General features: G+C 41.7%; 9 protein-coding genes. 6 read left to right on the top strand and 3 right to left on the bottom strand.

Translation table 11 applies throughout. The features are described 5' to 3' along the window. Position 1 precedes the first annotated feature (1 nt). Together lysA and J8L86_RS05370 are read right to left on the bottom strand one after the other, a co-directional pair. The gene (gene lysA / locus J8L86_RS05375; RefSeq protein ID WP_055023602.1) at positions 2-1,246 is read right to left on the bottom strand and encodes a diaminopimelate decarboxylase; all 1,245 of its coding nucleotides are present in this window, start codon (positions 1,244-1,246) and stop codon (positions 2-4) included. Positions 1,247-1,266: 20 nt separating this feature from the next. After that, a complete protein-coding gene (locus tag J8L86_RS05370) occupies positions 1,267-1,464 on the bottom strand; it encodes a lipoprotein (protein ID WP_055023603.1) in 198 nt (65 codons plus the stop codon). Between the two features lie 68 nt (positions 1,465-1,532). Between J8L86_RS05370 and cyaY the strand changes: the two genes are divergently transcribed. Then, positions 1,533-1,862: an iron donor protein CyaY gene (gene cyaY, locus J8L86_RS05365; RefSeq protein WP_055023604.1), complete on the top strand. Its 330-nt coding sequence runs from the start codon at positions 1,533-1,535 to the stop codon at positions 1,860-1,862. Between the two features lie 30 nt (positions 1,863-1,892). On the opposite strand, the gene J8L86_RS05360 is transcribed toward cyaY, so the two are convergent. After that, positions 1,893-4,388, bottom strand: a complete 2,496-nt coding sequence (locus J8L86_RS05360) for a class I adenylate cyclase (RefSeq protein WP_231919098.1) — start codon at positions 4,386-4,388, stop codon at positions 1,893-1,895. Between the two features lie 188 nt (positions 4,389-4,576). Between J8L86_RS05360 and hemC the strand changes: the two genes are divergently transcribed. From hemC to J8L86_RS05335, 5 genes are all read left to right on the top strand, one after another. Continuing rightward, complete coding sequence (hemC, locus tag J8L86_RS05355) at positions 4,577-5,506, top strand: hydroxymethylbilane synthase (RefSeq protein ID WP_055023625.1); 930 nt, start codon at positions 4,577-4,579, stop codon at positions 5,504-5,506. 16 nt (positions 5,507-5,522) lie between these two features. Beyond that, on the top strand, positions 5,523-6,239 hold the full coding sequence (locus J8L86_RS05350) for a uroporphyrinogen-III synthase (protein WP_080916987.1): 717 nt from the start codon (positions 5,523-5,525) through the stop codon (positions 6,237-6,239). Positions 6,240-6,372: 133 nt separating this feature from the next. Further along, entirely contained in the window at positions 6,373-7,596 is a 1,224-nt protein-coding gene (locus J8L86_RS05345; RefSeq protein ID WP_211029180.1) for a uroporphyrinogen-III C-methyltransferase, read from the top strand. After that, a complete protein-coding gene (locus J8L86_RS05340) occupies positions 7,593-8,765 on the top strand; it encodes a heme biosynthesis HemY N-terminal domain-containing protein (RefSeq protein WP_065109272.1) in 1,173 nt (390 codons plus the stop codon). The genes J8L86_RS05345 and J8L86_RS05340 overlap by 4 nt, the downstream gene beginning before the upstream one ends. A gap of 391 nt (positions 8,766-9,156) precedes the next feature. After that, positions 9,157-14,103: retention module-containing protein (locus tag J8L86_RS05335; RefSeq protein WP_211029178.1), on the top strand; the 4,947-nt coding region annotated here is incomplete at its 3' end.

Below are 14,103 nucleotides of genomic sequence, written 5' to 3'. Positions count from 1 at the left end.
TTTAAGGTAGTAAGTGCTCACCTTGCCATAATTGCTCTAATTTTTCACGCTCGCGTATGACTTGATGCTGGTCTTGGTCAACCATGACTTCAGCAACTCTAGGGCGAGAATTGTAATTTGATGCCATGACAAACCCATATGCACCACTTGAGCGAACGGCGAGTAAATCTCCAGCCTGAACATTAAGCTGGCGGTTTTTCCCCAAAAAGTCACCTGTTTCACATACAGGACCTACGACATCATACTCATAGCTTGGTGCAGAAGTGAGTTGAACAGGAATAATATTTTGCCAAGCGCTATAAAGTGATGGGCGAATAAGATCGTTCATCGCGCCATCAACAATGGCAAAGCGCTTATCGCTATTTTCTTTCAAAGAAAGTACTTCAGTGACAAATATACCTGCATTAGCCGCAATCGCACGCCCAGGTTCAAAAATTAATTTAAGTGGTCTATCACCTAGACGTTCAAGTAATGCGGCAGCATATACGTCAGGATGTGGCGGTGTTTCATCATCATAAGGCACGCCTAAGCCGCCGCCAACATCAAAATGTTTAATTTCGATGCCATTAACTGCAAGACGGTCAATTAACGCCAACATTCTATCCATCGCATCTAAGAATGGCTGCATTTCTGTAAGCTGAGAGCCAATATGACAATCGACCCCTTTGATCGCTAAATGAGGGAGTGCTTGTGCACGTGCGAACACTTGCTCAGCTTCATCCATTGCAATACCAAACTTGTTTTCTTTAAGCCCAGTCGAAATGTATGGATGAGTCCCTGCATCGACATCGGGATTAACTCGCAATGATATCGGCGCGACTTTACCTAATTTACCAGCCACGTCATTGAGCAACTCAAGCTCTGCGCTTGATTCTACATTGAAACAATAAATGCCAATGTTTAATGCTTGTTCCATTTCAGCAATGGTTTTACCCACCCCCGAGAAAACAACTTTTTTCGGGTCGCCGCCAGCAGCGATAACACGAGCTAATTCACCACCAGAGACAATATCAAAACCACTGCCAAGCCTAGCAAGTACATTTAACACCGCCAGATTAGAGTTGGCTTTTACCGCATAACAAATAAGATGGGGATGATTAGCCACGGCATTGTTAAATGCATTCCAATGACGCTCTAACGTCGCTCTAGAGTAGATATATAGTGGTGTGCCGTGAGTTTTAGCAAGTTCAGCAACAGAACAACCTTCAGCAAATAAACTATCCTGTTGATATGTAAAATGGTCCAAAATGCGTTTCCTTGTAAATCTTATTTATTTTGTGTCGGCTCTTGAGTTTGCTCGAGAGACTGTTGTTGGGTTGATTCAGTAGTAGGCTCTTGCGGTTTTCGCTCTTGCTGATTCGTTTCCACTTCAGAAGATTTATATAAAGGGCCTTTTTGTCCGCAACCTATAGTGAATAGGCTAACAAGCATTACTAATAAAAACAGTCTCATTTTTCTCAACATCTATGCATCTGGGGAGTTATAGCCTTATAATCGCATTCATAACCTAGAAAGCACAAGGATTGAAATACATGGCTATGACAGATACTGAATTTCATCAGTTGGCAGATGAAATGTTTAGCAAGATAGAAAACGCCATAGAAACAGCAATTGATGAGCAAGATGCTGATGTGGATATCAATGCGAGTGGCAACGTGTTGCAACTAGAGTTTGAAGACGGTTCGCAAATTGTCATCAATAAACAAGAGCCTTTACATGAGTTATGGATTGCGACGCGATTTGGTGGCTACCACTTTGCGCTTGTTGATGGTAAATGGTTTGATGAACGTAACGATAATGTATTTATGCCATTTGTTATTGAGTCAATTAAAAAACAAAGCGGCATTGCTTTGTCAATTTAAGCGCTAATTTATCAATGAGGTGAACTGAGCTTAAATATCTGAGCTCAGTTCATTCATTTCTACGCCAAATGGCACCACACTCAACTCGCCATCAATTCGTTCTAATTTAAAAAACTGTGGCACATTGAAATAATGCAATGAAGAGGCATCTCGCTCAAAAGCAAAACTATGGCTTTCTTTCTCAACTAATTCTTTCATCGACACATCTTCATATTCACGCTTTGTGAGCCGATTAGTTTCATCAATAATAAACACATCAAGAACATCGGGTCGCTGCCTTAAAAAGTACTGTTTTGCCCCTTTTGAGATATACAGCTTAATGATGCTGGGAATACTGCGAAAAGGATCAGACTTAATAACAGCTACGGGGGCATTTAACTGCGCTTTTTTATAACGTTCAACTTTGACTGGAGCAACTTTAACCTCATCGCCCGTCAACACCTTATAGACGAGACCCATAGAGTTAAAATACAAACCGTAGCGCTTATCGGATAATTTTATTGGGTGCATCATTGCCGACGATGATCTTGCTTCATGGCAATATTTAACGCACTGATTAAAAATATTAAACAGTGCATCATGAATTTGCTTCTTTAATCGCTCGGCACACACCAACACTTCGATATCGACTTGTTCAGGCGTTGCTTTTAGCCCCAGCGCCACAAAAGACAGCGCTTCTAATAAGCCTTGCTCACCTTTAAAGCGATGACATTGCCACTCGCCCCAACTATTCAGTGAAATCACATCCAGAGTCGACAACATGTTTTGCTGCTTTTTCCCTAAAGAAAAAACATTACCATTCATGTAATCCACCATGATTTCCTGACCTTGCCATTTTAGCGTAGGGTCACCATCAACGTTGGCCACCACAATCAGTTTTTTATAGAAAAAAGGTTGGCATAATTCAGCTTTTGAGACTTTATTATTATGGTTTAGTAGTGGCACTAAATGAGCCGATAGTTGTGTTAGCAACGCTGAACGATGTTTCTTACGGCCATATTCTTGCCAACGAGTGGTGGTTCTGGACACATCATTCATCACCGCCCAAGCAATAAGGGCCGTTGGAGTATCCGCTTTAATGATTGAGGTTTCGCCTAACAGTTGACCTGACTTCAGTGGTTTACGGTAAAGGTAATAACGGGATTCTTTAATGCTGTGAATGATGGTCATGTTCGGCTCGAATACCGAGTGACTCCACAGCTTATTTAAGGGCAGCAGTTGATGTTCATCATCACTAAAATAGGTATGTAACTTACGGGCTAACATCCCTAACTCTTCAACTCTAAAGCGATCGCTCAACGCTTGCTTAGAGGCAAATTCAAGTAGCGTTTTATAGCTTTTCAATAAGAGTTCATTTAATTGTTTATTGAACCACTTTAGCTGGCCTGAATGCCAGTTTTGGCTATTATCTAGGGTTTCTAATAAACTTGATGGCCAATGCCATTGCTCAACAAGTTGCTGCATCTTATCTCGGCGCCAATCTTGTCCTACACACGCATTGGTTAAATTAACCCCGCATTTTAGGTAAAAACAACGTCTAACAATCTCTAATCGACGAATGTCTTTTTGTTTTAATAAATAGCTTTCGATACGTTGATACAGAATCAAATAGGCGTCATTCGAATCAGAAAAATCATCACGTAGACACTGCTCCCAAATTTGTTCAGTTATAAAATAAGATTTGGGATAGTCCGCCGCATAAGTTTCAAGTAGCAGTACTTTAAGTAGCGCTTTGTGAGGTTTATTCAACCCCTTATACAGTTGCCACAATGAAGCGCCAAAGTACTCAGTCGCAGGCATTGACCTTACGTCACCTAAATGCAACACCGATGGTTCTTTTAAAGCTTCAGGCCACCACCCCACAGGTTTACCCGCTAGGCGAATGTGCGAACGATAAAACTCTTCTAGTAATAACCAGTGCTGCGTACTACCACTGTGCTCTTCACCGAGTGAACTAAAGCAGTTATCAAATGCACTGCACTCTCGAAACTGCAACGGGTGCACTAAGTAAAAATTCACTTCAAAATCAAATGAAGCAAACCACTCCGTTAATGCCGCCGTTTTGTCTGCGATGAGGGCTAAGTCAGCATTGCCAAGGCTCGACTTATAGACCAACCATACATCAACATCACTTTTGGGGTTCTGGCCGAAACTGGCAGTACTCCCCATAGAGTAAACACCTTCGAAGGCACTTGGTTGGTTATTGTTGGTTTCAATAAAGGGTAAATCAAATACTTCACACGCGAGCGCGACTTCTGGAAGGGTTGCAAAGTCGCTCACGCCAAATGGGGTTAATGCAGAGGTGCCACCGGGTAATTGGGGATGATGATGGTGTATGAGGTAAGGAATCAAATCGAATAAGCGTTGCTGTTTTGGTGACAATAACGATTTGACTCGTTCGTAACGAACAAGGTTTAATCGATTAGCTATTTTGACTGGCCGACAACTGTTTTCAATCAAGGCTTCCATCCCTGTGCAACCATCTACTATCGTTTTGATACCAATTTGACAAGCAATTGCTTGCAATATTAGCGCTCAATTAATTAGCAACAACATGATCATATTATCACTTTTAGATAATTACGCCAGTAAATGAGATCTGCGTCACAAAAATTTTATGTGCATAGGTCAAACAATCACTATCAGTTTGTTACATAAGCTCGATGGCAATGTTAGCATTGACGCAATTAAGTCTATTGATGGAACTCTCTGGCATGTCTCAAAATGTTATTCGTATCGCTACTCGTAAAAGTCCACTGGCTATGTGGCAAGCTGAATTCGTAAAAGCAGAGCTTGAACGCATTCATTCTGATTTAACGGTTGAGTTATTACCAATGAGCACTAAAGGAGACGTTATTTTAGATACGCCTCTGGCTAAAGTGGGTGGTAAAGGGTTATTTGTAAAAGAGCTGGAAGTTGCCATGCTTGAAGACCGTGCAGACATCGCTGTTCATTCAATGAAAGATGTACCGGTAGATTTTCCTGAAGGCCTAGGTTTGCAAGTGATTTGTGAGCGTGAAGATCCTCGTGATGCATTTGTATCTAATACATACAAAACCATTGCTGAATTACCTCAAGGCGCTGTAGTGGGTACATCAAGCTTACGTCGTCAATGTCAGATCCGTGCAGCTCGTCCTGATTTAGTGATTAAAGACTTACGTGGTAATGTCGGAACACGTCTAGCTAAATTAGATAGCGGTGATTACGATGCCATTATTCTTGCTGCTGCGGGCTTAATTCGCCTTAAACTGGATGAACGTATTGCAAGCTTTATCTCAGCAGAAGATTCACTTCCAGCAAATGGTCAAGGCGCTGTAGGAATTGAATGTCGTACTGATGATGAGCGTGTTAAAGCATTACTCGCTCCACTAGAACACCTTGAGACGCGTTACCGTGTATTTGCCGAGCGTGCTATGAATACCCGCCTTGAAGGTGGTTGTCAGGTACCTATTGGTGCTTACGCTGAAATCGAAGGTGATACATTAAGCTTACGTGGTTTAGTGGGTAACCCTGATGGCAGCCAAGTCATTGAAGGTGCTGTATCTGGTCCTAAAACGGATGCTGTCGCTTTAGGTGAAGCACTGGCTGATGACCTACTTAGCCGTGGCGCTAAAACTATTTTAGATGCTGTTTACAACAAGTAATTAGGCGAAAGCTTACATGAAAGTCTTGTTAACGCGCCCAGAGGGGCGCAATCAAGCAATGATAGAACAGCTCAATGCAAAGGGAGTGGACTATATTGTCACTCCTTTGTTAGCAGTTGCTCCAACTCAACACCCTTTCTCTCTTCAGCAACTTTCTGATGCTGATGCCATCATTTTTATCAGTACCAATGCGGTAAAGTACGCTGCAGAAATGCTTAATAACCATTTTCCTGCAAGTCGATATTACGCTGTTGGAAAAGCAACAGCTGCGGCACTGGCAGAGCTCGGTGTATTTGCAGAAACCGCACCAGAAGAAAGCCAAGATAGTGAAGGATTATTATCGCTAACCTCGTTAAGCGATATCGCTCAACAACAAGTCGTCATCATTAGAGGCGTTGGCGGTAGAGAAACCATCGCCGAACAACTTAGCCTAAGACAGGCAAGTGTCAGCTATTGGGAAGTTTACCAGCGAGTCACGCCACAACTCGATTCACAATACATTTGCAACTATTGGGCAAGCGCTCAAATAGACACTATCGTCGTGACCAGTGGCGAAGTCCTAGATAATCTAATTAAACTTGTTCCAAAAGAGTTATTTGCATGGTTGCAATCATGTCATATCATAGTACCTAGTCATCGAGTGGAACAAAGGGCTAAAACGGCAGGTATTCATCACGTCACCAATGCTAACGGCGCGAACACTGAAGCTGTTTTACGAGCGTTATCTATTTAAACAATAAAGTAAACTTGCTTATTTGCCATATTGTATAATGCTGCCAAACTTGTACCCTATCACTCTACATTTTTGTCGCGCAGTAAATGGTCGCACTAATTGTTAACCGCAATTAGTTACTCAAGGACAGCTCATGGAACACAAAAAGCAAGCTTCAACGTCTACTCCAGAAAATAATGAAGCACCTTCAGAATCTGTAAATGAAGTCAATTCTGTTACTGAAAATCAAACTAGTTCTCACACTGATGCTGACTCAACAGACTTGCCTACGAGCAAAGTGCCATCTTCAATACATTCTGATGCGCCAAGCGATAAACCGAAACACAATAAGAGTTCATGGTGGGTAAGATTAAGTATTTTACTCTGCCTGATTATCGCTCTTGCTGGCATTGGCATAAGCTATTTATTGTTGATTGAACTCGAAAGTCAGAAAATTGAGTTACAAACTCAGTATCAACAAACACAAGCTATCAGTAATGAAGTGACTGAAGCGTTAATTGAACCTAAGCGTCGTATTGCAGAATTAGAAGTACAGCAACAAAACGATACCTTGGCCTACCAACAACAAAATCAGTTGGCAAAATCACACCAACAACTTCAAGAGCGAGTTGCAACCTTAGCTCAACGAAATCCAAACCATTGGATGGCATCTGAAGCTGAATACTTGGTGAGAATGGCAGGACGTAAATTATGGTTAGAGAATGACCCTAAAACTGCAGCCGGATTGCTAAAGTCTGCCGATGATCGTATTGAAGCAATGAAAGACCCTGCTTTGTTATCTATTCGACGTGCATTAGCCCACGATTTAGCTCAAACGAATGCCATTAAAACAACAGATGTTGCCGGTACCATCTATACGATTGATGGTATTTTAAATCAGTTAGACAGCTTGCCGTTAAACCGTGCCAAAGCGCAGTCAGCTGAAGACTTAGCAGAACAACACGTCATTACAGACTCGTTAGATGACTGGCAAAGTAATCTTGCTAAAACATGGCATTCAGTTACTGACGGCTTTATTACCATCCGTAAACGTACAACAGATATAGAGCCGTTATTAGCACCAGATCAACAATGGTATTTAATTGAAAATATTAGAAATAAATTACTACAGGCTCAGTTGGCTCTGTATCAACATGATGAAGTAAATTATCGTCAATCGATCGGCTTTGCTCGCACATGGATTCAACAGTATTTCGATTTAGATGAAGACTTAACTCAAGACACCATGACAGCACTTGATGCGTTAATTACAGTTAAAATTGACCAAGTGAAGCACACCAACTTTGAATCGACCCGGTTACTACAGCAATTAATCACTTATGGTTCATTGGTTCCAGCAGAGGAACCACAGCTATGATTAAAATTCTTGCTTATGTCATCATCATTTTAATCGGTTTCTGCATTAGCCCATTCATTATTGGCAATACTGGCTATATCTATATTGCGGCGGGCGAGTATCAAATAGAAACCAGCTTAGTCTTTGGTTTATTAGGGTTAGTACTCTTTTATTGCGCGCTCCAATTAACTGAATGGCTCATCATATTTTTGCTTAATATTGTTATCAATAGCCGTTACTTACCAGAACGTTGGCGTAAAGAAGCTGCGAAGAAGCACACGCTTCAAGGCGCGTTAGCATTAGCAGAAGAAGATTGGCCTAGTGCAGAAAAAGCCATGGCAAAAGGTGCTGCTAAAGGGGAGCTGCCTGCGCTCAATTTATTTGCAGCGGCAAGAGCTGCTCATCATCAAAAAAACACTGATAGCCGAGATAAATACTTAGCAGAGGCGGCAAAAGACCCTTTGGCTAAAACCGCCGTTAAAACCTCAAAAACAAGGTATCTAATTCAGCAAGGAAAACTGACTGAAGCAAGAGCTGAGCTTGATGCATTAAATCCAACCAGTAAAAGTAAATCACCAGTATTAAAACTAGCCCTTGACCTTTATCAACTTCAAGATGATTGGCAAGCACTTAAAATCTTATTACCGGCGATTAAAAAACGTCAGATTATTAGTGAAAAGCAGTATGAAGAGGTTGAATACACAACCAATACGGCATTATTAACGGCAGCGTCTCAACATGGCGAACAAGAGCTAGAAAAGTGCTGGCATTGGCTAAGTAAAACGGAGCGTAATCAGCCACACCTTATTAGTATCTACGCTCGCGGCCTGTGCCAATATGATCGTAAAAAAGACGCCATAAAAATCATCAATAAAAGCTTAAAGACTGATCTTCATCCAGCACTTTTAGCTGACATCCCCAAAATAATCGATGCGGATGATGAAGATATTAGAAAATTATTAGCTCGATTTGAGCAAAGTCATGAACATGATGTTGATTATCAAATTTGTTTAGCAAAGTTAGCTCAACAAAAACGTGATATTAAAGTGGTTAAAAATCATTGGCATAGTGTTTGCCAGATATCACCTAAGCGTGAGTACTTTTTAGCATTAGCCCAAGCGCAGGAGCAATTAGGCGAAAATGCTGCTGCATTACAAAGCTACCGTAAAGCAGCTAATTGTTCTGACTAATATTCATTAAATCGAATAATTAACTATTTAAAAACCTGCCAATTGGCAGGTTTTTTTATCTATTTTGTAAACTAAACGCCAGCTTGAATCGTATAAAAAATAAACTACACTTGTAAATTCCAGTTTTTAGCACTTTGTTATTAAAAACTTCACATTTCCCCATAATGACTTAGTTGCATTGATTTACTAAGTAAATCTTAATTTTAAAACATTTTCATTATCTTAAAGGCATTTAAGGCCACGCCAAAAAATTGACCAAGCATACATATAACGCTAAAATTGTTATATTGCGGTTAATCTTTCTCGCTAATTAAATAACGACAAATATAGCAATGTGATTTTTTATGCATCGAATGTAAATACATTGCTAAAATAGGGTTTGGAGCTAAATATGAGTTCTGTTGTAACGACTAAAAATGGTGTCTTAAGTTCTGCAAACGGCGAGATCACTCTCACGTTAAATGGGCAATCCAAGAATATTCTTCCAGGGGAACAAATTCCTGCTGGTGCAGAACTCCAATTTGCGAGCGATTTAGCATTTGTTGTCACTTTTGATGACGGCACAGTGCTAAACGGTGATGAGCTTATTGCTGAACAAGCTGACCCTAACGTCACTGATGATACAGTGGCTCAATTTTCAACAGATATGAGCCCAGAAGAATTAGCTGAGATTGAAGCGCTACAAGCGTTAATTCTTTCGGGTGAAGACCCTACCGAAGAATTACCAGAGACCGCTGCGGGTGAAGCATCTGGTAACGAAGGTGGCAGTGACTTTGCTTCTCTTGCCCGTGATGGCGCCGAAACTATTGCCATTGCTGGTTTTGATACGTCTTTCGATGCTCCTGAAACATTAACAGCCAACCTGTCGTTAGGTGATGAAGGCGTTAACGCATTAAACAACAATAATTTCAATGTTGCTCAATTCACCGATAACTTTGTCAATGGTGTGTCATTTACTACCTCTTCTGGTTTATCGGGCTTTACGGGAGACTTCGGTGCTCCAGGCTCGTTTGCTTACTTGCCGGGTGATACCATCACCTTCATGGTGGGTGGCGTAACAATTGCGACCTTTAGTGCAGATGTAATTCAGGGCGACATTCTATTCTTACAAGATATTGCTGGCACGTTATTGTCTGATACCAACATGGATTATGTTGAGAACATGGCTATTTTTCTTCAAGCCTTGGACAATGATTTATCCGATGGTGTTGATGATGGTGTGTTAAATACCAACAGCTTAGTTAATATTGAAGATAGCTATGCCACCAATATCAATATTCTTCTTTCTGTTCATGAAGCCTTAGCAAACTACATCGACCCAACAACAGGCCAGCCTTTAAATATCGCGACTGCTGGTAAAGAAATGATTTCTCAAGTTTTGGCTGAACTTGGCATCATCTTTACTCGTGATACCGAACGCCAAGAAAACGAACAAAACCTTTTTGAAACCATCGCAATGGAGCATGTTGCAAGTACTATTGATGAGCTTGCAGGTGACAGAGCACCTGATGAGCATGATGCTCGTACTGTTGATGTACTCGATGTGCCAGGTGGCTTAGTAACCTATAACTACAACGAACTAGATGGCCAAATAACTTTTTCTGTCAATGATTTACTTGAAGGTGCTGTTGGGCAACAAGTTGTCGATCAAAATTTACTCGTCACTAATGTTAGATTGAGCGCCGCTTTTGAAAATATCGGAACATTGCAGGATTTAGGTGATGGTAACTACGCCATTATCTTGAATGAAGGCATTGATCAATATGATCTTGAGGGACTCAGTATTGATTACCGCGTTGAAGATTGGACGGTATTTAAAGACGTTACCTCGTCTACGCAAGATCAGTACAAATCACACTTATCAGCTGATATTCCCGATGTATTAGAGGATGTAGGTTTTAACCAATTCACCTTAAACAGTGAGTTGACCTTTGAAGATGATCAAGACTTATCGATTACATTTACCAGTGAGCTATTAAGCGAACAACTTGGTTACCCTATCGCTGAGTATGCTGATGATTATTTAGTCCCTCTGGAGTATTCCAATGATGGTGGCTTAACCTGGCAAACAATGACTGTAACAGGAATCGATACGAGTGGTGACTTAGCACGCCCTATCTTTGGGTTCACACTCGCAGCAGGTAGTGACAGTGTCATGATCCGCGTGCCGATTTTTGATGACGCAATAATCGAACCCACAGAATATTTCAACGCCATTGTTAGTGGCGAGAATGTTTATGATGAAGAATTAGAATTTGCCATTATTGATAATGATGGAGAAGGCTCTGACTTACCTGTCGTCGATATTGATTACGCTGTAGTTGTTGAGGGCATGGAATTTGCCCTGTTCACATTAACGTTAAGTGAACCTAGCACTGAAACCATTACCTTGGATTATAGCTCTGAAGAGCTGACAGCATTGTTCGGTGAAGATTTTACTAACGTAAGTGGAACTGTCACTTTCCTTCCTGGTGAAACGACTGCCTATATTACAGTACCTATTACCGATGATTTAATTGTTGAAGATAGTCCTGAATTTGCATTAATAAATCTATCTAATGTGACTAATGCCGTACTGGGTGATACCCAAGCCACCCTGCGTATTTATGATAACGATTCGCCTGATAATACAGCGATAACTTTGGATATCGATCCTGTTACTGGTGATAACGTATTAACGCCAGATGAATCTACAGGTACAGTGACAATTACTGGTACTGTTACAGCCGATGCATCGATCACAACGGGTATTATCATGCTGACCATTAATGGTCAGGAATACCAAGCCATTATGCAATCTGATGGCACCTTCTCTGTGGAAGTGGATGCTCAAGATTTATTAAACGATCCTGATACTGTTATTGACGGAATTGTATATGGCTATGGTGATAATGGCGCCAAAGGCACAGCAACATCAACCGAAGATTACGACATTCCAACTGAAGTGGTAAATGACAGTATCATTATCGCTGAAGACACTGTTGCAGAAGGTAATGTTCTTGATAATGATAGTGACACCGATGATGTATTAACTGTCGTTAGTTTTGAAGTTAATGGCCAAACCTACTCTGCGGGCGATTCTGTCACGCTAGATGAAGGTGTATTAACGCTTAATGAAGATGGTAGTTATACCTTTACTCCTAATACTGATTGGAATGGTCAGGTTCCAGTTATCACCTATACGACTAACACTAACGTCACCGCAACTCTAACCATTGAGGTTACGCCTGTTGCAGATGGTGCACCTGGCGTCATTATCAACACTGATGCCAATAATGACGGTATTATCAGTGAAGATGAATTAGCAGGTAACACTGAAGTTTCGGTCACGATAGATTTAACAACTACTGGTGCTCAACCTGGTGACACCTTGGTTGTTAATGGTCAAGAGATCATCTTAACTCAAGAAGATATTGATAATGGATCAGTAGATTTAACATTACCAGCACCGCAAGAAGGCGACACAATTGAAGTTGTGGCAACCGTTATCGACTCAGCTGGAAACATTAGCCCCGAAGGCTCTGATAGTGCAACCCTAGATACTACAGCTCCTGTTATTTCAGTTGTTGCACCAGATAACAGTAACGATGACACGCCACTTATTTCAGGCACTACGGATGCTGAACCTGGTAGCACTGTTACTTTGGTCGTTACAGACAGTGAAGGTAATGAGCAAATTTTAGAAGCCATTGTCAGTGAAGATGGTAGCTTTGAAGTTGAGGTCAATGATCCTTTAGCCGAAGGCGATTATACCGTTGTTGCTGAAGTCACAGATCCTGCTGGGAATACTGCAACAGACAATGATAATGGTTCTGTGGATACCACAGCTCCAACTATCACTGTTAGTGCACCCGATAGTAATCTTGATTCAACCCCTACAATTACCGGCACAACAGATGCTGCACCTGGTAGTACTGTGATCATTACAGTCGTCGATGCTGAAGGAAATGAGCAAACTCTCGAAGCTATTGTCAATCCCGATGGAAGTTATGAAGTTGATGTAGTTGAGCCATTAGTTGAAGGTGATTATACCGTCAATGCTGCTGTAACAGATCCTTCAGGTAATACAGCAACTGCAAATGATGAAGGTGCAATTGATACCGTAGCGCCTGAAATTACAGTTAACGCACCTGACAACTCATCTGATAACACGCCAATTATCACAGGTACTACGGATGTAGAGCCTGGGACTACAGTGACAATTATAGTGACTGATAGTGAAGGTACCGAACAAATTATAGAAGCTGTTGTTTCTCCAGATGGAACCTATGAAGTTGAAGTACCAGAACCTTTAGCTGAGGGAGATTACACTGCAGTTGCTGGCGTATCTGATCCTGCTGGTAATGGCGCTATGGCTGAAGATACGGGTGACGTTGATACAACTGCACCAACCATCACAGTCGCAGCACCAGAAGGAACCGGTGATAATACCCCATTAATTATAGGCTCAACTGATGCAGCTCCTGGCAGCACTGTGACCCTTACCGTCACGGATAGTGAGGGTAATGAACAAATTCTAGAAGCAGAAGTAAATCCAGATGGTACATATCAAGTAGAAGTCCCTTCACCACTTTCTGAAGGCGATTATACCGTTACAGCTTCTGTTACTGACGCGGCTGGTAATACAGCGACAGCAAATGATAATGGTGAAATTGATGCTGTAGCAGGTCAATTGACCGTAGATTTAGTCATCGATGGCGATAATAACGGTGACATCACTGGTACATCACAAGATATTCCAGCTGGCGGCACGGTCACTCTAGTGATCACCGATATTGCGGGTACTGCAATTACCATCACTGATGTGGCAGTAAACGCGGACGGTACTTACTCTGTTGATAATGTTGACCTGTCTACGCTCGTGGATGGCGACATCACAGTGGTTGCGACCGCAACCGACAGCAACGGTAATGACCTGTCTGCCAACGACACTGAAAACCTTGATGCTGTTGATGCTGAGCTAACAGTAGACTTAGTGATTGATGCATCGAACCAAGGTGACATCACTGGTACGAGCCAGGATATTCCAGCAGGTGGTACGGTCACTCTGGTGATCACCGATATTGCGGGTACTGCAATTACCATCACTGATGTGGCAGTAAACGCGGACGGTACTTACTCTGTTGATAATGTTGACCTATCTACGCTTGTGGATGGCGACATCACAGTTGTTGCGACCGCAACCGACAGCAACGGTAACGACCTGTCTGCCAATGACACTGAAAACCTTGATGCCCTTTCAAGCAACATCACCGTCGATTTAGTCATCGATGGCGATAATAACGGTGACATCACTGGTACATCACAAGACATTCCAGCAGGCGGCACGGTCACTCTG

Source organism: Shewanella sp. MMG014, from assembly GCF_018100775.1.
Lineage (GTDB): Bacteria > Pseudomonadota > Gammaproteobacteria > Enterobacterales > Shewanellaceae > Shewanella > Shewanella japonica.
The sequence above is the reverse complement of the archived record's forward strand: the minus strand, read 5'-3'. Positions and strand labels throughout refer to the sequence as shown.